Origin of the sequence: Chroococcidiopsis sp. SAG 2025 (genome assembly GCF_032860985.1) — a bacterium.
GTDB lineage: Bacteria > Cyanobacteriota > Cyanobacteriia > Cyanobacteriales > Chroococcidiopsidaceae > Chroococcidiopsis.
This window is the reverse complement of sequence record NZ_JAOCNC010000001.1, coordinates 3,325,155-3,343,753: the sequence shown is the minus strand read 5'-3', so window position 1 is coordinate 3,343,753 and position 18,599 is coordinate 3,325,155. Positions and strand designations below refer to the sequence as shown.

Sequence of the window (18,599 nt, the reverse complement as noted above, 5' to 3'; positions counted from 1 at the left end):
CTGCTAGAGCTAGAATAGATAAATAGATTGCTAATTGAGGAAAAAATCAATTTCCAAACATCTTTTTTCTAAAGATTTTCTCAAAGGATGTTGGTAATCGGACAATCCTTTAATATTATCATCAACAGAATGACGATCTTCTGAAAAGTAGAGACTGTCATAATCAATGAGTTTGAGCGCCAACTGTTGAAAAGATTTAACTACCAAAACATTACCATGTTGCAGATCGCCGTGAGCAATACCAGCGTCGTATAAGTTCTTGCACAGTTCTCGCCATCGATCTGCCAAAGAAAGCAAAACATTTTTTTTACCAAGATTTGCTTTGATAAACTTTTTTAAGTTTTCTCCTTCCACCCATTCCATTTTCAGAATTGGATAGCAATCACCTTGAACTCTAATTCCTGCTTCCAAAAAGGTAGAATCTACAAAATAATTTCGACAAGAACTATTTTTTAATCGGGCTAAAGCCTGTTTATAGTGATTTTTGACTTCAAAGTTACTTCGGTAGAAACATCTCACAGCCCAAAGTTTGTGAGGTGATGAAGTTTCAAATTTAAAAGCAATGGCGAAACTTCCAGCAGCCGACCAAATATCTTTAGTACCATCAGGCTTAATTCTTTCTACTGCTTTTCCCGTAACCAAGCTTGCATCCAAATCGCGCTCAATTTTGGTTTGAGGATCTTTTTTACGGAAAGCAAATTGAGGATTGCGAATTGCACTACAGTACTCTGAACGACTGGGATATTTCATAATTCAGTTATTAGGGAGCAGGGAGCAGGGAGCAGGGAGCAGGGAGTAGGGAAGAACGTACCTCCGAATCACGCACAAATGACAAATGATAAATGGCTACTCACGACTGACTTCTACTAGTACTAAGGTTGTATCATCGTTCTTAATCAGTTTTTGTTGTCTGAGTTTGTTAATAAAGCCAGCGAAATCATGTCGATCTTGAAATTGAAACGCCTTTTTCCAGTCTTCTCCTTGGGCTTCATAATCTGATATAAGCCATTGAGATAAGGCATCTGTTGCTAGTAAGAAGATGTCTCCGTACTCGTACCATCCTGCGGTAAATTGAGGCGGAAATGAAGTGTATTCTGGTAAACTTTCAAAACAGAGTGTTGTGCCTTTAAACTCTTGTGCAGCGGTCAGAGGAAAGGTGAGGAGATTGCGAGTCTCCTGCTCTAGTTTAAATAAACAAGTATCTCCTATGGCGACAGCTTGCCACTGACTTTTGGCATAATGCTCTAAGTTTTGTAGCTCTAAATTTTGTAGTTGTAACCCCAAGAATGTAGCTGAGCCTCGATTTTTGATTTCCGAGCCTCCTTGCCACCATTTACGATTAGGAGATTGAAGTTTGGTCAAGTAATATTGTCGCCAAATTTCTTGGGATGGCTGCAACCATTTCTCGTGCGATCGCCGGATGCTCTCAATCGGGTTTTCTGCTACACTTTGGCAAAAAGATTTGACGAGAATTTCCGCCCATTTTTGCGGGTATAGCGAAGTACTAGCCCCGTCTGCTAGAGCTACTAAACTACCATCGGGGCTGTTCTCAAAGCGATCTTGAATGTTTCGCTCTAGTTCGCCAACTTTAGGTAGAGAGAAATAGCGGATTTCATAAGACATTGAATTTAGGTAGATAATCTACCCGCGAAATTCTGCTTTTGTTCCTATTTCTAATAGTTGAATCAGGGTTTCGAGTTTGGCATTATACACAAAACCTTTGGCATATGGAGTTGGATTTAACCCAGATGCCGCAGCTCGTTCGAGCATATTTGGAGGTAATTCGCTGGAAGTTTCAAATAAAAATTGAGCGTAACTATCTCCCTTGGGTAACTGAGTGGGAGCAGCGGGAAGGACGACTTCTTGTACTGCATTACCAGAGATATGAGCGTTGAGTAACAAAGTCTTGCCATCCTCCGTTTCTAGTCCAGCCAGAGCCTCAGCTGCTTTGCGGGTTGTGGGTAGGGAGTCCGCTTCGCCATCGGTAATATTAATCACAACAGGGGGAAAGCTGGAGGGATGCGTTTCAATCCAGTCTTGGACTAACTGATGTGCCATTTCAAATGCTTCTGTCATCGGAGTTTCTCCCACCGCCGCAGGTTCGATCCAGATCGGAAATTGGTCGTCGATTTCTACTAATCCGCCTGCTCCATCCGATACTTTTCTTTTTATCGTTTCGACTCGCAAGCAATTTTCGGTGAGTTCTTGAATGGTGACGACTGGCTTCGCGGCTAATGCTCCCGAAAAAGCGTTGACGGCTGCATCTTTTAGCTTGCCATAGCCCAATACTGAGATGTCGCAGCTATTCTTGATATCCTCGCCATCGGTACAGGCTAAGACTGTCTCTCGCAATACCCGATTCACAGCCTTAGCGCATTCTTTCGATTTAGTGCCTGCGGAACCAAACGGATAGCACATAGAGAAAGATTGATCGATCAGGATGACTAGGTATCCCGGCGTAGCACGACTAATTTCTTGGGTGTAAGACATAGCAGTTAAGTCCCAAAGATTTGTGGGAGCGATTATACAAAATCTCCCAACTTGGCTAAATGACTGACTGCGCCTGGTAGATTAGTGTTGGCGATCTAAAATCTATTTTTGGCGATCGCAAAGTTTTAAAGTTGTATTGCCAATAATTAACAACTCAATTACATATATTCACAGGAAACTCATTCTATGCAAAAAATTCGCATCGGTAACGGCTACGACATCCACCAACTAACTACAGAACGCCGCCTAATTTTGGGAGGGGTAGAAATTCCGCACGAATTGGGATTGTTAGGACATAGCGATGCCGACGTACTCACCCATGCGATTATGGATGCCATGCTGGGGGCGCTGAGTCTGGGCGATATTGGCTTGTATTTCCCCCCGTCCGATCCGCAATGGAAGGGTGCAGATAGTTTGGTACTGCTGAGTAAAGTCAACCAACTGATTCAAGAACGGGGTTGGCAAATTGGTAATATCGATTCCGTCGTCGTAGCAGAACGTCCGAAACTAAAACCTCATATTACAGCCATGCGCGATCGCCTTGCCACCGTCCTGCAAGTGCAGCCAGAACAAATCGGAATCAAAGCGACTACCAACGAAAAATTGGGTCCCGAAGGACGCGAAGAGGGAATCTGCGCCTATGCTGTTGCTTTGTTAGTGCAGTAATTGTTATTTGTCATTTGTATTTATTCCCCCTTGTCCCCTTGTCCCCTTGTCTCCCTTGTCCCCTTGTCTTCCTGCTTCCCTACTCCCTGCTCCCTGTCAACGCTCCACCACAACTGGAACCACTTCCAGCCGTGCAGCCGTAACAATAGGGTGCGGTTTGAATTTCATCAATGACATCTAAAGTTCCTGCTGCCAAAATTTTCGCCACTGTTAAAGTTTCCCCGGCGCGAGTTTTGGCTGGCACATTCATCATTTGATTAAAATCACAGTCGTAGATATTACCTAAATAATCTACAGAAAGTTCATCCCGACACATTAAGTGTTCTACTGTGTTCGGATTAAAATTAGATTCTAGAAACTCTAAGTAGGGAGCATAAAGTTTCTTTCGTTGTAAATACGTTAGCGTGCGTCCTACTGGTAAGTTAGTAATTGTAAATAAGTTATTGAATGTAATTCCAAAATGTTCTTGCAAAAAACTTTTATAATCTTTTTCCAGCTTGTGTTGGTCGGGAGTCAGAGAGAAGCGATCGCTGACTGGTAGTTGAGGATTGTATACTAAGTCGAGAATTAATTCAGGCTCTTTACCATAACCCAATCGATTTAGGGTTTGTATTGCTGCGATCGAAGCATCGAAAACTCCTCGTCCCCGCATTTTATCTACGTTTGTAGCCATATAGCAGGGGAGTGAAGCAACGATTCTCGTTTGATGTCGAGTGCAGTATTCTGGCAAATCTTCAAAACCAGGTTCAAAGTAAATCGTTAAATTAGATCTAACAATAACTTGCTTACCATGTTGGCGTGCGGCTTCAACTATAGGTCTAAAACCGTAATTCATTTCTGGTGCGCCACCAGTTAAATCGACAATTTTAATTTCAGGAAATCGTTCGATGATTTGACTTAATTGGTTGCAAATTTCCGGTGACAGTTCCTCTGTCCGTTTTGGACTTGCCTCAACATGACAATGAGTACAAGCCAGGTTACAGCGCTTACCTAAATTTATTTGTAAAACTTTGATTTGACTTTTAGTTAAAGGAGATTTTAATTTACGAGCGAAAGGTGTAATTGATGTTTGAATCATGATTTGACAAGTACTTTTCTTTTGCGATCGATAGTTAATGGTCAATTTTCGATTCATCTCAACCATCAACCATCAACCATCAACCATTAACTAACTATTAACTAACAACATCCGCCCCCAGTATAGTGCCAAGTTGAATTAGTCACTATAACTTCAGTTGGCATCAAAGCAGCGAGTTTGGCTGCTGTTTTGTCGCAGACTGCGGCTGGAATTCCTTGTTGAAGTACGTGTCCGGCTGAGTCATCAAAAAAGGGTTCTGTACCAGCATAAATTGCTGTTTTACCTGTAAAAATACAGGCTCCATCCTCGGGGATTGGTACTTTGAAAGATACAGAATCGAGACTTTCTAAAAGCAAGTCTTCTTCCAGGTTATATGTATGACAATCTAACAACCGATAGGGACGACGCGCCCGAATTTCAACTTGTCCAAAACCAGCATCTACGATCGTCTGGGTATACTCATCATATGTGAGTGCGCCCGACAGACACATCGCCCGCAGTCTTTCATCTTGTTGTAGGTGAACTGGAATCGGACGAGTGGCAATTGGATCGCTCATTTGCAAGCGTCCGCCTGGTTTTAGCACTCGCCAAGCTTCTTTTAAAGCAAGAGTTAAATCTGCTGGCTCAAATATATTAAACAGACAGTTCTGCGCTACTACATCCACAGATGCATCTGGCATGGGGAGATTAAAAGCATCACCTGCCCGAATTTCGACAAAACTAGGATCGAACCAAGGATTTTCTGGCACAGCAGCTTGTAGGTTCCGTGTAGCTGCTTCGCGCATGGCTGCAACCGGATCGACAGCAATCACAGCACCAGGACGGCGAGAAAAATAAGCGAATTGTAATGCCTCTAAACCACCACCAACGCCTACATATATTACTGTCGGTTGGTTGGCTAGTTCGGTAGAGTGGACAGTTGTACCGCAACCGTAGTTCATCTCCTGCATTGCCAGGGGAATTTTGAGTCCAGGTAGTTGCAGGGGACTGCTTTGCACGCAGCATAGACCGATTTGGGGTGTTTCTGCGACTTCGGAGTAAAACTTTGCTGTTGTCTCTAAATAACTCATTGTCAGCTGGAGTAAAATGCCCAGGTGAATATGATATATTCTTTGGCACTGTGTTCTACTCTAGCGAATTTTTACTCTCGCGAATCCTCATAAAGAAGTAGCAGTTGACGTTTTGAGGCAGCAGAGAGGAACTGGCGATCTCGTCCTGGTGCGGAAGCTAGGGAAAATCAATGTCAAAGCGATCGATTTTTTGTTGCTTGTTCTAAAAAATGACGTACGCCTTCGCTCATTTGTAATAGATTAGGTTCGATTTTTTTACCTAAAAAATCCTCAACCACATGGGCTATAGTCCCAGTCAGAAACCAAGGGACTCCCTTCATCTGATGCGGATCGATACTCATTTTTCCCCGACTCTGAATTAAAGTTGTATCGCCCTCAGCAATGAATTGATTTTTCCCACCACAATGTACAGCTTCTGTGAAAGCATGAGTTTTGATTTGCCATTCCAGCGTTAGATTTGACTCATCCCAGGTGTTGTACTCCGTCCAAGACAGCATATCTTCGCTGAGAATTGCTCTAGCTGCGGCAGGAATTTCACCGCCACCATGCCATTCATTTATTGTGTAAACTTTACCATTTTCTTCGCGCCGAGATTTGATTTGAACCGATCGCACGTTATGCATGTAGGGAATGAGATCGTTCAGCTTATCTCGGTATGTAGCGTAGACAAGGTGACAAGGGAAAGGAATGCGGGTATCAGCCGAAATATTTGTCATTTAGTTTAAAGTTTCTTAAATACAGTCGTAGCTAATCCTAAAGATTGTAAAAAAGCGATCGCCTTTTTACAATCCGCCAGAGAATTAGCTAACTGAGTATAACCCTTGGTGTAACCCTGCAACTACAGTTTTGTCTCTTTTAGGAGTTACGCACTTGAAGCTTCAGATCTCGATCCCCCCTAACCTCCCTTAAGAAGGGGGGAATTTAAAGCCCTGTTTTTATCTCAGATTGGGAGATCTCTTTTAAATTACTTGAATGACTCTAGTTGATCGACTCGCAACCAAATATTCGGAGTTGGTACGTGTCCAAATACGACTAACGCATAGTCACCTTTAATATCTAAAACTTCTCCTTTGGTTTCAAAAATATAGCTGGGAAAGCGAGAATCGCTAGCTTTTGCTTCTAGGCTATTTTCTAGCTGTTCGCGCACGGCACGAACCATCTCCCCTCTTTTAATCGCCATATGCTGCTCTTTCAAATTGCTAAACTATATTCTTTTCGCATTTTACAGTTATCAGGGAGCAGGGAGCAGGGAGTAGGGAGCAGGGAATTGATATTAATTCCGAATTCCGAATTCCGAATTCCGAATTCCCTCGCCCCTCATTTCTGGCATTGCGGACAGAAGTGAGCCGATCGCCCAGCTAAACGTAGTTTTAGTATGGGAGTATTGCAAATGTGGCAGGGTTTGCCCGCTCGGTTATAAACCCAAGCTACACCGCCATAATTACCGTTAACGCCTTGGACGTTGAGAAAATTACTAAAAGTCGTCCCACCAGCGTTGATACTCGCTTCTAACACTTCAAGAATCGCGGTTCGCAGGCACGATATTTGTGGCGATCGCAAATCCGCACATAAAGTCTGGGGTTGCACGCCAGCGCGAAACAGCGCTTCGTCAGCGTAGATGTTACCGATTCCTGCAACGATTGATTGGTCTAATAAGGCATTTTTGATCGGACGACGGCGATCGCGCAATTTTGCCGCAAAATACTCCACAGAAAAATCTGGCGAAAACGGATCGGGTCCCAATGTTGCTAATCCCGTTACGACTGATTCAACTGCTCGTTCTGGAGGAACCCACCACATCTGTCCGAAGGTGCGTTGATCGACGAAGCGTAATTCCCAATTCTCGGCAAAAAATAATCGGACTCGCGTATGTTTGTGTAAAGGCTCGTCCCGTGGAAGCCATAACAGCTGTCCAGTCATTCGTAAATGAACACCTAAGAATTCCGAATTCGGAATAGACGCTGACGCTACACTTCGTGAATGGAATTCGGAATTAATGCGTGAATTGCTCCCCTGCTCCCCTACTCCCCTGCTCCCTTTGACTAACTCTGCCAGTAAATACTTTCCGCGTCGATGCCATTGAGCGATCGCTTTTCCTGAGATCCCGTTGAGAAAATCTGCCACAGAAAACGGGTAGGCGATGGTGCGATCGAGCAACACATCCCCACCCGTAATTTCTCGATTCAGAGTGACTTGATTTGCACCCCGTCGAACTGTTTCTACCTCTGGCAATTCAGGCACGATTTATCGTTTTTCGGTTCCCTGATTGCCACCACCTTCTACTAGTGGATCGCTACTACCGGATTCTTGTACGGCAGTACCTTTAGCTGTAGATTGTCCAGCTTGTCCTGTTTTGCGGATATCTTCCTGAATTGGAGTTTGCTGACCACCAGAAGCCACAGGCGTAGCCTTCTTCGCTTTAGCTTTTGGTTTTTCTACTTCTAGAAGTTCAAAATCAGCAAAGTTGTTAGTGTTTACGCCAGCATAGTTCACTTTATCAAAGCGAACGATGACTGGATACTTGATGCCGCTTTTGTCAACAGAAGCAACAAGACCAACATCTTGATACCAGTAGGATTCTCTTCTTAAGATCCGCACTTTAGAACCACGTTCAACCATGAGTATCTTCCCTGTTATAGATAATTGCTAATCGAGCGGGTTAATAGCATCAAGATACAATGTTTTGGTAATCTCACAATCAACTGTTAAGTTATCTGAAGGGGTGAGGAGTGAGGAGCGAGGGAGAAAGGACAAGGGAGACAAGGGAGACAAGGGAGAGTGAGGAGAAAATTCTTCGAGTGACCTCCCACACTTCCCACACCTCCTACACTTCCCCCACTTCCCACACCACGCACCACTCTCTTTCCCTTACTCCTCACTCCTCGCTCCTCATCCCTATCCTTGCCAGCGCACTTGGACGAAGTGGGCAGTGCGTCCAGCTTCATCGCGAAAAGCTGTAATCTCAACTATTTCTAAATTGAAGGGAATCGCTGTTGTGACGTAGCGCTGTGCTAGCATTCCCAGTTCGGGGGTTAAATTGGCGGCGGCTGTTGCTGCTACTCCTAACCCCAACATCTGCTCGATCGGCGATCGCGGTAGCAGCAGATGCATACCCATGACTAATCCCAAGCCTAGCAACAATCCTACCGACACATTCGTACCGCAACGGGGATGCAAGGCTAAATTCCACTCTCCATTGGTAAGACGCTGAAGGGCAGCCAGCACTGCCCGCTGTAGTTCGATTTTATTCACCTGACCGTAAATGTAAAAGCCTCGTTCCGTAGATAGACCGCCTAACGATTCGTTGTCTGTTTGCTGGGACGAAAAATGAGGATATGGCGATCGCCCTGACTGGCTTAAGAGCCAAACTGTAGCGTGTTCTAGCGCATGAACTTGCCTCAGCATCAATAGTTCTTTCAACCCAGGAAGAAAGGGAAGATGCTTGACCAAATCCACGTCTTGGGTAGGTTGAGGAATATTCTCCTCAAAATTGAACCAAGGGATTAACGATTCAAAAACGTTGTCTGGGGCAAAATTATTCATACCAACACCGCTAGTAGCAGCCCGATCGGAGACTTTTCTCTTAATCTAGCGCTTACTGCTTTAAAGCAGTCGAGCCGCGAAATTTCGCGACTCGACTATTGTTAGAAAATTTAATTACTAGAAAACTTCGCGATCGCCACTCACGGGTAAAGGGCAGCAGTTAACATCGTTAAGACAGACTTTTCCCCACTGTAAAGCCCATCGCACCAAAGATACGCGATTTTCTGTAGCTGTTTTAGTCAAAATATTACTAATGTGATTGTCAACAGTACGCTTGCTAATTTCCAATTTTTCTGCTATTTCCTGATTGGTCAAGCCAGCAGCTACCAAATCGATGATTTGTAGCTCTCTTTCTGACAGGGAAACAGGGTTTTGAGACTCGCCACCAGCCATGAAGTATTTTTTCCTTAGTAGATCTACTCACGCTCCTCTTTCAATTCTAGAGGATTCTTCTAGTGACGATCCTCTATCGTTTTAGAAGTTCGACTAGTATTTTTGCTCTATGAGCCGACATCGGAGCAAAAAGAGAACTGTAATAAATTTAGTAAAGCTTAATTAAGTAATATTTGTTACTTAAAGAGGGAGTAGTCATTTGTCATTTGTCATTGGTCTCTCCTTCTGCTCCCTGCTGCCTACTCCCTACTCCCTACTCCCAGCTCGTCCCTGCTCCCTTTTCACTGACAACTGTTTCTGTTGTAGGGTATTGGTAAAGTCGTACATTCATTAAATGCTGGCTGGAATGAGTAATTCTCGCGTGCTGTGCTTGGGTGAAATTCTGTTCGATCTCATTGCCGCTCAACTAGGGCGATCGCTCGAACAAGTTGAGTCTTGGACACCCTATCCTGGTGGCGCACCTGCTAATGTCGCCTGTGCTTTGGTCAAACTCGGTACAACTTCTAGTTTCATTGGCTGTGTGGGTAAAGATGAACCAGGAAATACCTTAGTAGAGTTACTGCAAACTGTAGGAGTCGATACAACGGGGATTCAACGCCATCCAACAGCACCAACAAGGCAAATCTATGTTACCCGCACTGAGTCGGGCGATCGCATTTTTGCAGGTTTTGCCGACTACGACACGGCAGAATTTGCCGATACGCATCTACAAGCGTCTGCTTTGCCTGTATCTTTATTTGAGGACGCTGACTTTCTCGTATTGGGAACTTTAGAACTTGCTTATCCCGAGAGTGGTGCTAGCGTCCGCCGCGCTTTACAACTCGCAGACCAATACAACGCCAAAATTTTGTTAGATGTCAACTGGCGACCTGTATTTTGGCAAGATCCCGATAAAGCTGTAGCAACAATCTTAGAAATCGTACCGCAAGTCGATTTTCTCAAACTTTCCAAAGAAGAAGCACTCTTGCTGTTCCAAACAGCCGATCCAGGGGCGATCGCCTATCGCCTCAATACCGTCGAAGGAGTGCTGATCACGGATGGAGAAAATGGTTGCGCTTATTGTTTGTCGGAAAATGAGGGTAAAGTCCCTAGTTTTTCCGTTCCTGTCGTCGAAACCACTGGTGCGGGTGACAGCTTTGTAGCTGGCTTTGTCCATCAGTTATGTCAACGGGGTATTCACAGCCTCGCTGATGCTGCAATTGCCAAACAGGTTGTCACCTATGCTAGTGCGGCAGGGGCGCTGACGACAACCAAACCAGGCGCGATCGCCTCCCAACCCACCGCCGCAGAAGTGGAAGCTTTTTTAACAAGGAATGAGGGGTAAGAAAGTGGTGCGTGAAGAAGGGGTGTGGGGTGTGGGGTGTAGGGGAGCCAGTGCGGTCTTGGAGGTGGCGCTATCGCGGACTTCGTCGCCCTCCGTTGAAGCAACTGGCGCTATCAGGGTGTAAGGTTGAATTGTGACTTGTGACTTGTGACTTGTGACTTGTGACTTGTGACTTGTAATTGCTCCGCGACTCTCCCTTTCCCCTGCTCCCTTACTTAAGGAGTTGGTGCTGACTGAGTATTGCCTGGGGAAGAAGGGGTTGGGAAGGAAGGATTTTGCTGGCTGGTGGGAGCAGATGTTTGTGGAGCAACACTGCTAGAACCATTGCGAGGAGAAGCATTCATGCCATTGCTAGTACCACTCAAGCCGCTAGGAGCGATCGCGCTTTGGCTGGGAATTGCTGAGGTATTACCAGGAAGGTTTGTCGCGTTGGGATTAGCGCCTGTCGTTCCATTACCGCTATTCGGGCTGAAGGGGTTGAGATAGGTAAAGTTGTTGCCTTTAGCAGGTTCGAGATTAGATAACCGGGACGATGACGAAGATGTAGACGAGCCACCAGCACCACGACTGTAGGCAGTTGATAAATTACTACTACTGCCAGGGCTAGCACTATAGGGGCTGTTACTAATGCTATTAGGAGACTGGTAACGACCCATTGTTGATTGAGAGTAAGGGCTGTCTACATTATTGGATAAAGAATCGTTTAATGACGCAGGCGATCGCCGCTGATTTGCGACTCTTTCATCTAGCGGATCTGTGGTATCTAGAGTACTACTACCATTGCCACTAGAGGAATTTGTACTAGTTTCACCAAAAGCAGAGTCGCTACCCGATGCAGTTTCAGTACCACTATCTGAAGGGAGATCGATAGGATTTGCGGTGTCAAGGGGTGTGCCTTGACTCGGTTCGGCGTTGTTTTCCCCTGAAGGATTTTGTCCGCCGTTTGGATTGCCAACAGCACCACCTGTACTCACAGCAGGTGGACGGGATGGCTGTAGCGACAACAAAGGAATGCACAGCAAGAGTCCACCACCTAAAACTGCCGCGATCGCCATCACAATTTTTTGCTGCGGACTCAAATAATTATAGGTTCTGACAATATTACGAATATTCATTTCAATATTTCCTCTATTTCCATTTGGACTATACATTTGATGAGTAATTCGTCACTTGCAACTACCAATGACAAATGACGAATGACCAATGACGTATTACAAAAACTCTCTTGGATCGGTGACGTAACCTGTCAAGGCAGAAGCGGCGGCGGTGTAGGGGGAAGCGAGATAAATTTGCGCTGACTTATCACCCATGCGACCGGGGAAGTTACGGTTAGTCGTAGAAACGCAAACTTCCGGCTTGTTCATCCGCCCGAAAGTATCTTTTGGTCCTCCCAAACAAGCGGCGCAGGAGGGCGCTGTGGGTTCGATACATCCAGCTTGCAGGAAGATTTCTGATAGAGTCTGCCCTTCGTACTTGATCGTAAATAAGTCGTTGTAGACTTTTTGCGTGGCAGGTACGAGGTAGGTAGGTACTTTGACTTGCTGTCCTTTGAAAATATGGGCGGCGTGGATAAAGTCTTCAGTTTTACCCCCCGTGCAGGAACCAATGTACACGCGATCGATTTTGACATCACTGCATTCTCGTGCCAAGGCGCGATTGTCTGGAGAGTGGGGTTGAGCGACAACTGGCTCTAACTGCGAGACATCGTAACGGCGATCGCTGTAGAATTTGGCATCGGAGTCGGTGTAGACTGGCTCGAATGGTTTGTCGGTACGGGTGCGGACGTACTCGAAGGTGGTATCATCAGCCGCGATCGTGCCATTTTTGCCCCCAGCTTCGATCGCCATATTACATAAGGTCATGCGGTCTTCCATTGTCATACGGTTGACGGTTTCCCCGGCAAATTCCATCGTCCGATAGTTGGCTCCAGCGACGCTAATATCGCCGATAATTTGCAAAATTAGGTCTTTTGCCAATAAGTAATTGGGCATTTCACCATCGAGGACGAATCGCATTGTGGCAGGAACTTTAATGAGTAACTTGCCCGTACCCATAATAAATGCTGCATCGGTATTACCAATTCCAGTGGCAAATTGACCGAAAGCGCCAGCATTACAAGTGTGGGAGTCAGTCCCAAATAAGACTTCCCCGGGGCGAGTATGCCCTTCTTGGGCGAGGGCAATGTGACAGACTCCTTTATAATCTGGGTTAGCTTTAAAATTGCCGCGATCGGTGATGTCGTAGAAGTATTTAATCCCCTGTTCTTGAGCGAAATCGCGCAGAATATCTACGTTGCGATTGGCGCGTTCGTCGGCGGTAAAGATGTAGTGGTCTGGGATGAGGACGATCTTTTCAGGGTTCCATACTTTTGTATCTGCACCAAACTCGCGCTTGAAGACACCGATCGTTCCTGGTCCGCAAACATCGTGTGTCATCAACAAGTCAACATCCACCCAGATATTTTCCCCTGGTTCGACCGCGTTTCGACCGGAGGCTTTAGCTAAGATTTTTTCTGTCAGGGTCATCCCCATAGCGATCGCATTCCTCTCTTCCGACACATATCTACAGGATCTATGCTACTTCGCGATCGGCGGTTGCGTTTTAAAGATACAGCAAAAAGATACAGCCAAAGGTCTTGCTTGGTTGCAAGTGCAGTTGAATTTCTAGCTGTTGCTGATGGATAAAAGCTAGGCGAGTGTTGTGGTTTTACGGATGCAAAAATTCTATATGCTCCCCAGGGTGTGCTTGTAAATCTGCGATCGTTCCCTGAGCATACATTCTTCCCTGACGCAGAAAGATAACCTAGTCAAAGTATTCAAGATGGTTGCCCCAAACTAGATAATTGATGACCGGGCGACCAATGACTTGAACTTAGGTGAATTACAACGGCTGCCATTTGCTGAGGCAAGCCTGGGCGATTCAGGAGTATCACGCCGGGACTCAAACAGTGTTGTGGAGCCGAACGAGCACAAGTGCGTTCTTCTCGCGCGAGAGCGCAATCATATCGATAAGCGCCATTCCTTCCTTCAAGCGAATTGGAGTTGCATTGGTTTGCTATAGGTATCACTTAGTATGAGGCAAAATTGGCGCTTGTCTGTGATGCGATTCACGCCTATTTAGCGGCTCCTCGTTTCGTTCTGCAATCCAACTGTGTAAGTCCTGTTCTTAAAGAACTCATTTGGGTTCTTTAGGGCTAGAACAAATTGAGCCGGGAGTTTTTGGCGAGGTTTCCTCAGATGGGCTGAAATTCTTCAAGCTTTATCAACGCTACGACAGCTTAGGAAAAGCGATCGCTTCTTTAGGAGAAGCTTTCGAGCCTTGTTGTCTTACCCACAACGCTTTGAAGCTGAATAATATCCTCTTACCCAAAAACTGAGAGAAAGCTGTTGGAGCAATTTATCTTAGTTATAAAATTTGTTTATATAACCATAGAAGGATGCATTTTTTTAGATATAGAAACAGCCTAATAAATTTAAACTTGCGTCATTTTCTATTACTTAGAAAAAACTTATCCTTCTTCAGAGAAATAACGTATAAAAAGTTTTACACGCATGATTGCAATAGGAGAACCACTGACTTAATCGAAAAAAGCAGTAACATCTGTACTTGCTGTTATTCATACGATATATTTGATGCTTGCTTAATTTTTACTCTTGCACGGCTTATGTATATATTTATACTGATATTTGCATTTCTTAAGTTTCGATACGGTTAGTTCTTAAAAAAAATATACCTAAACCCTGTCGAACAATGACGTAACGTAGTATTTGTTACTCAAGATATTGAAAGTAGTACAGAAGTCAGAATTCAAGTTTGACTGCAACTATCTCAAAATTCCCTTGACTTAATGTCTTAGGCTGTTTCTTTAGCTGTTGGCTAGACCAGGGCAATCACCAAACCCCGTCGCATAGCTACTCATGTACGGAAGATGCAAAAGCTAGCTGTAAGTGGGGGATTCGATGCTTCTTGGATAAAAAGTTCATGACTCAAATGAGATTGCTATGCTCATACCTCTTCAACAACTTCCTTTCAACATAAATACTTAAGCTGTGTCTAAAAATTCGACATAACTCCTTATAGTTATCTCAATAAAAGTTGTTTTTTAAACTTGACTTACATATCTTATTTTCACTAATTATGAAAGTATAAAATCAATCTATACCTTCTGGGTGACTACTATGACTTCTATTACTTAAATTGATACGGCTAAGATTAGCCTATAGCCTTACCTAGTAAATTTTGGTTCATTTTCGGCATCGATCTAGTTAATGAGAGCCGAGAAGAAAATTTTAAATGGCAGAGGTCGCCCATTAGCTCAAGCTCTGAAGAATTTCCTAGCTCAAACTCTAAGAGATTAAGTAATGAATCAAAGCCTAGAAATCAATAGCCTGCGCTCATCGGACACTGGGTACAAGAATTTATCTACTGTTGAAGCTGTTGGCAACTTTCTTGGTCTATTTCAAGTAGATAATCGGCTAGCTTCTGACTTTAGTAAGGTATTTGAAATTATTGATGTTCAGCTCGGTGATGAACTAGTTAATTATCATAGTGCCGCTATTATTATAGGCAACTCCACTGAGCATACACAAAATACAGCAAGCGATCGAAAAAATAATTATTTCTATATTATATGTCAGGGTCGGGTACGGTTGCTCGGGTTTGACCCCAGACAACAGCGGGAAGTTTCAGCTATGGTGCTGGAGGCAGGTGAGACATTTGGGACGGAAAATTTATGCAGCAATGAAACTCCCGCTCAGTCTTTACTAACCAGGGCAATAGCTGCAAGTGAGACTCAAGTGGCACGGATACCACTTGCAGATTTTGAACCTTGGTTGCAGCAGCTGCCCAAGCTGCAAGACTATCTGCACCAACAAACTACTCAGCGGCAATGCCTAGCTTTCTTTAAAATATATACAGAATTGCGATCGCTTCCAAGTCATCAACTGCGACAACTATTACCTTATTTATGGGAAACTCGGATCGAGAAAGGTAAGTTGTTGGCTCAAGCTACTCCTCCGAATACTGGTTGCTATTGGCTCCGCAGTGGGCAGATTCAAAGCCAACTAGCTCAATCCCAGCCTCCCGTTATAGGGCAAAGCTGGGGATATCCTGGCTCCACACTACCAGATTGGATTGCCGAAACTGATTTGGTGGTGTATCAGCTAGCTAAAGAATATTGGGAGTCAGCCCAAGTTATCGCTCCGGTTCTGGCATCTAAATCTACAGCTCCAGCGAGCGAGCGCAATGGCTTCGAGCGACCTGTGGCTGCTGTAGCGGTTAGTCAGTTCCGTCCACGGCAGCGTTCTGGCAGGCAACGTTTGCCAACACAAGTTTATAGCACTTCCTCTCAGTCAGCCGCGCCGGAAACTCATCCTGAGACTAAGCCCGAATCAGTGGCTTTTCCCAAACCTCAACTAAGTCGGAGCGGTCGATTGTTTGGGCAACGCTATCCATTTGTGGAGCAGCAAAGCTCTTCTGATTGCGGGGTAGCCTGCTTAGCAATGATTGGGCGCTACTGGGGCAAACAGTTTCGTATCAATACTCTTCGCAACCTAGCTGGAGTCGGTCGTGTTGGAGTCTCCTTGAAAGTATTAGGCAAGACTGCGGAAAACTTAGGATTTCATGCTAAACCCGTGCGGGCTAGTTTGAGCGCCTTAGCCGATCGCTCTGAACCTTGGATTGCTCACTGGGAGGGAGATCACTTTGTTGTTGTCTATCGGGTGAAGGGCGATCGCGTCTCGATCGCCGATCCTGCCGTTGGAAGGCGATCGCTATCGCGGCAGAAATTCGAGCAAGGCTGGACGGGATACGCTCTACTGCTAAATTTGCAACTGTTAAATCGGAAAAGAGTTCTTTGGGTCGCTACTGGGGGTTGCTCTGGCCCTATCGTTCGATACTCTTGCAAATTATCCTAGCTTCAGTGTTACTCCAGGTTTTTGGTCTAGTGACCCCCCTGTTTACCCAAATCATTCTCGACCAGGTGGTGGTGAACAAAAGCCTTGGAACTCTGCATGTCTTCGCGATCGGGCTGCTGCTATTTGGCATTTGGAGCATCGGCGTAGGTGCAATTCGGCAATACCTGCTGGACTATTTTTCCAATCGATTAAACCTCACTCTGATTAGCGGGTTTATCAGCCACACCTTGATGTTGCCCCTCCAGTTTTTTGAGTCGCGCCAGGTGGGTGACATCATTACTAGAGTTCAGGAAAACCAAAAGATTCAATTGTTTTTAACCCGCCAAGCAGTCGCTACCTGGTTGGATGCCCTGATGATTTTTATTTATTTAGGGCTGATGTTTTATTACAACTGGAAGCTAACGCTGCTTGTCTTAGCAATTATTCCTCCGATTGTGATTCTGACTTTGGTGGCAACGCCAATTATGCAGCGGATATCGAGGGAGATCTTCAAGCAAGACGCAGCGGAAACCTCCTCGTTGGTAGAAATGCTCACAGGTGTAGCGACCGTGAAGATGGCGGCGGCGGAGCGAGACTTACGCTGGCGGTGGGAAGATCTGTTTACCGCTACTCTGAATACTCAATTTCGCGGTGAAAAACTCAGTAACGGCTTGCAAGTCGCCAGCGGAGCAATCAACACTTTTGGCAGCACTTTGCTGCTGTGGTATGGAGCCACGCTTGTGATTCAAGATCAGCTAACAATCGGTCAATTTGTTGCTTTTAACATGCTGGTTGGTCTGGTCATAGCACCAATTTTGGCTCTGGTTAACCTGTGGTATGAACTCCAAGAGGTGTTGATCTCAGTGGAACGGCTGGATGATGTATTTACGGCGCAGCCGGAAGAAAGTCCTGAAAAACCGTTGTTGGTTTTGCCTCGATTGCGGGGCGATGTGCGGTTCGAAAACGTTACCTTCCGCTATGACCCAGAGGACGATCGCAATACGCTGCAAAATATTTCTTTTGAGGTCAAGGCAGGGCAAACTGTTGCGATTGTAGGTCGTAGTGGCTCAGGCAAAAGCACTTTGGTGAGTTTACTCCAGGGTTTATACCACCCGAACAAGGGTCGCATCTGGATGGATGAGCATGACATCCGCCATGTTTCTCCCCAGTCTTTGCGATCGCAGCTAGGAGTCGTGCCTCAAGAATGTTTCTTATTTTCTGGAACCATCTTAGAAAATATTACGCTGTATCGCCCTGAGTTCGCGTTGGAGCAAGCGATTGAGGTTGCTAAACTCGCAGAGGCTCATGCCTTTATTCAAGACCAGCCATTGGGATACAACACGAAAGTGGGCGAACGGGGTTCTACACTCTCTGGCGGACAACGGCAACGAATTGCGATCGCTCGTGCTTTACTAGGGAACCCAAAAATTCTGATTCTCGATGAAGCGACTAGCTCTTTAGATACGGAATCAGAACGCCGATTTCAGCAGAATTTAGCTCGGATTAGCCGCGATCGCACGACCTTCATCATTGCTCACCGACTCTCAACTGTTCGCAATGCCGACTATATTCTAGTGCTAGACAAAGGCGAGGTAGCCGAACGCGGCACTCACGACGAACTGATGGCTAAGAAAGGTCTTTACTATCACCTTGCACAGCAACAACTCGATCTTTAATTTATAGAACCCATTTGGGATCTAATCCTAAAGACAAAAGCCTTGCAGCTAGATAGTTTTCTCCTTACTCTAGCAAAAACTGACTCTAATGAGCAGCCTGTATCGTAGGCTCGTGAATGACGGCTTGCCTCAAAGTCAAGTATCACGAGAAAAGATGTCAAATGGGTTCTATAGAGCATTAGGCAAAGCTGGGAAAGTAATGAGTAACAGGCTTCTGGAAAACTGAAATGAAAGCTCCCTAACCCTCCAATCGTGGGAAGATTTATTGGATAAAATTTCTGACTTTATAGATGAAAACTCGTAGATTGAATCAGAGGTGAAATGTGAGGTTATGTTGACCTTTATGTAAGTCTTTCTTAAGTGATTTTACTTGAATCTAAAGCGCCTATAGGATTACTATTTGATGTTTGAACAAATACGTCTAGTGTGTGAACACTACTCGTAACGCAACCTACAAATACCTAA

Annotated in this window: 15 protein-coding genes and 2 pseudogenes; 4 read left to right on the top strand and 13 right to left on the bottom strand. The window is 45.1% G+C overall.

What is annotated here, in order from left to right:
• Positions 1-30: 30 nt before the first annotated feature.
• The 3 genes from N4J56_RS16200 to N4J56_RS16190 form a co-directional block, all read right to left on the bottom strand.
• On the bottom strand, positions 31-750 hold the full coding sequence (locus N4J56_RS16200; protein ID WP_317107370.1) for a hypothetical protein: 720 nt from the start codon (positions 748-750) through the stop codon (positions 31-33).
• Between the two features lie 96 nt (positions 751-846).
• A complete protein-coding gene (locus N4J56_RS16195; protein ID WP_317107369.1) occupies positions 847-1,623 on the bottom strand; it encodes a protein phosphatase 2C domain-containing protein in 777 nt (258 codons plus the stop codon).
• A gap of 18 nt (positions 1,624-1,641) precedes the next feature.
• Entirely contained in the window at positions 1,642-2,490 is an 849-nt protein-coding gene (locus tag N4J56_RS16190; protein ID WP_317107368.1) for a VWA domain-containing protein, read from the bottom strand.
• Positions 2,491-2,676: 186 nt separating this feature from the next.
• On the opposite strand from N4J56_RS16190, the gene ispF reads away from it, so the two are divergent.
• The gene (ispF, locus tag N4J56_RS16185) at positions 2,677-3,156 is read left to right on the top strand and encodes a 2-C-methyl-D-erythritol 2,4-cyclodiphosphate synthase (RefSeq protein WP_317107367.1); all 480 of its coding nucleotides are present in this window, start codon (positions 2,677-2,679) and stop codon (positions 3,154-3,156) included.
• 79 nt (positions 3,157-3,235) lie between these two features.
• Here ispF and arsS read toward each other — a convergent pair whose 3' ends face one another.
• The 8 genes from arsS to N4J56_RS16145 form a co-directional block, all read right to left on the bottom strand.
• Positions 3,236-4,234, bottom strand: coding sequence for an arsenosugar biosynthesis radical SAM (seleno)protein ArsS (gene arsS / locus N4J56_RS16180; RefSeq protein WP_410500515.1), 999 nt, complete (start codon positions 4,232-4,234; stop codon positions 3,236-3,238).
• Between the two features lie 101 nt (positions 4,235-4,335).
• Positions 4,336-5,304 carry an arsenosugar biosynthesis arsenite methyltransferase ArsM gene (gene arsM / locus N4J56_RS16175; protein ID WP_317107365.1) on the bottom strand — a complete coding sequence of 323 codons (969 nt, stop codon included), beginning with the start codon at positions 5,302-5,304 and terminating at the stop codon, positions 4,336-4,338.
• Between the two features lie 173 nt (positions 5,305-5,477).
• The gene (locus N4J56_RS16170) at positions 5,478-6,020 is read right to left on the bottom strand and encodes a hypothetical protein (protein ID WP_317107364.1); all 543 of its coding nucleotides are present in this window, start codon (positions 6,018-6,020) and stop codon (positions 5,478-5,480) included.
• A 248-nt stretch (positions 6,021-6,268) separates the two neighbouring features.
• A complete protein-coding gene (locus N4J56_RS16165; RefSeq protein WP_317107363.1) occupies positions 6,269-6,484 on the bottom strand; it encodes an NAD(P)H-quinone oxidoreductase subunit O in 216 nt (71 codons plus the stop codon).
• Between the two features lie 137 nt (positions 6,485-6,621).
• Positions 6,622-7,545 carry a DNA-formamidopyrimidine glycosylase gene (locus N4J56_RS16160; RefSeq protein ID WP_317107362.1) on the bottom strand — a complete coding sequence of 308 codons (924 nt, stop codon included), beginning with the start codon at positions 7,543-7,545 and terminating at the stop codon, positions 6,622-6,624.
• 3 nt (positions 7,546-7,548) lie between these two features.
• Positions 7,549-7,923, bottom strand: a complete 375-nt coding sequence (locus N4J56_RS16155) for a photosystem I reaction center subunit IV (protein ID WP_317107361.1) — start codon at positions 7,921-7,923, stop codon at positions 7,549-7,551.
• A gap of 276 nt (positions 7,924-8,199) precedes the next feature.
• The gene (locus N4J56_RS16150; protein WP_317107360.1) at positions 8,200-8,847 is read right to left on the bottom strand and encodes a DUF6391 domain-containing protein; all 648 of its coding nucleotides are present in this window, start codon (positions 8,845-8,847) and stop codon (positions 8,200-8,202) included.
• Between the two features lie 117 nt (positions 8,848-8,964).
• Positions 8,965-9,240 (bottom strand): helix-turn-helix domain-containing protein, encoded by a 276-nt coding sequence (locus N4J56_RS16145; RefSeq protein ID WP_015154161.1) that lies wholly within the window; start codon positions 9,238-9,240, stop codon positions 8,965-8,967.
• Positions 9,241-9,586: 346 nt separating this feature from the next.
• On the opposite strand from N4J56_RS16145, the gene N4J56_RS16140 reads away from it, so the two are divergent.
• Positions 9,587-10,564, top strand: coding sequence for a carbohydrate kinase (locus tag N4J56_RS16140; RefSeq protein ID WP_317107359.1), 978 nt, complete (start codon positions 9,587-9,589; stop codon positions 10,562-10,564).
• Positions 10,565-10,779: 215 nt separating this feature from the next.
• Here N4J56_RS16140 and N4J56_RS16135 read toward each other — a convergent pair whose 3' ends face one another.
• Together N4J56_RS16135 and N4J56_RS16130 are read right to left on the bottom strand one after the other, a co-directional pair.
• Entirely contained in the window at positions 10,780-11,679 is a 900-nt protein-coding gene (locus tag N4J56_RS16135) for a hypothetical protein (protein ID WP_317107358.1), read from the bottom strand.
• 96 nt (positions 11,680-11,775) lie between these two features.
• Positions 11,776-13,095, bottom strand: a complete 1,320-nt coding sequence (locus N4J56_RS16130) for a 3-isopropylmalate dehydratase large subunit (RefSeq protein WP_410500514.1) — start codon at positions 13,093-13,095, stop codon at positions 11,776-11,778.
• Between the two features lie 659 nt (positions 13,096-13,754).
• Between N4J56_RS16130 and N4J56_RS16125 the strand changes: the two are divergent.
• Together N4J56_RS16125 and N4J56_RS41020 are read left to right on the top strand one after the other, a co-directional pair.
• Positions 13,755-13,931: pseudogene (locus tag N4J56_RS16125) on the top strand (aminoglycoside phosphotransferase family protein); the annotation flags it as partial.
• 994 nt (positions 13,932-14,925) lie between these two features.
• Positions 14,926-18,134: pseudogene (locus N4J56_RS41020) on the top strand (peptidase domain-containing ABC transporter).
• Positions 18,135-18,599: the final 465 nt, after the last annotated feature.

What these genes read in the sequence shown, in the direction of transcription:
- N4J56_RS16195 (WP_317107369.1), bottom strand. Translation starts at nt 1,623, where the DNA reads ATGTCTTATGAAATCCGCTATTTCTCTCTACCTAAAGTTGGCGAACTA.
- N4J56_RS16165 (WP_317107363.1), bottom strand. Translation starts at nt 6,484, where the DNA reads ATGGCGATTAAAAGAGGGGAGATGGTTCGTGCCGTGCGCGAACAGCTA.
- N4J56_RS16200 (WP_317107370.1), bottom strand. Translation starts at nt 750, where the DNA reads ATGAAATATCCCAGTCGTTCAGAGTACTGTAGTGCAATTCGCAATCCT.
- N4J56_RS16140 (WP_317107359.1), top strand. Translation starts at nt 9,587, where the DNA reads ATGAGTAATTCTCGCGTGCTGTGCTTGGGTGAAATTCTGTTCGATCTC.
- N4J56_RS16145 (WP_015154161.1), bottom strand. Translation starts at nt 9,240, where the DNA reads ATGGCTGGTGGCGAGTCTCAAAACCCTGTTTCCCTGTCAGAAAGAGAG.
- N4J56_RS16155 (WP_317107361.1), bottom strand. Translation starts at nt 7,923, where the DNA reads ATGGTTGAACGTGGTTCTAAAGTGCGGATCTTAAGAAGAGAATCCTAC.
- ispF (WP_317107367.1), top strand. Translation starts at nt 2,677, where the DNA reads ATGCAAAAAATTCGCATCGGTAACGGCTACGACATCCACCAACTAACT.
- N4J56_RS16170 (WP_317107364.1), bottom strand. Translation starts at nt 6,020, where the DNA reads ATGACAAATATTTCGGCTGATACCCGCATTCCTTTCCCTTGTCACCTT.
- arsS (WP_410500515.1), bottom strand. Translation starts at nt 4,234, where the DNA reads ATGATTCAAACATCAATTACACCTTTCGCTCGTAAATTAAAATCTCCT.
- N4J56_RS16190 (WP_317107368.1), bottom strand. Translation starts at nt 2,490, where the DNA reads ATGTCTTACACCCAAGAAATTAGTCGTGCTACGCCGGGATACCTAGTC.
- N4J56_RS16135 (WP_317107358.1), bottom strand. Translation starts at nt 11,679, where the DNA reads ATGAATATTCGTAATATTGTCAGAACCTATAATTATTTGAGTCCGCAG.
- N4J56_RS16150 (WP_317107360.1), bottom strand. Translation starts at nt 8,847, where the DNA reads ATGAATAATTTTGCCCCAGACAACGTTTTTGAATCGTTAATCCCTTGG.
- arsM (WP_317107365.1), bottom strand. Translation starts at nt 5,304, where the DNA reads ATGAGTTATTTAGAGACAACAGCAAAGTTTTACTCCGAAGTCGCAGAA.
- N4J56_RS16130 (WP_410500514.1), bottom strand. Translation starts at nt 13,095, where the DNA reads ATGGGGATGACCCTGACAGAAAAAATCTTAGCTAAAGCCTCCGGTCGA.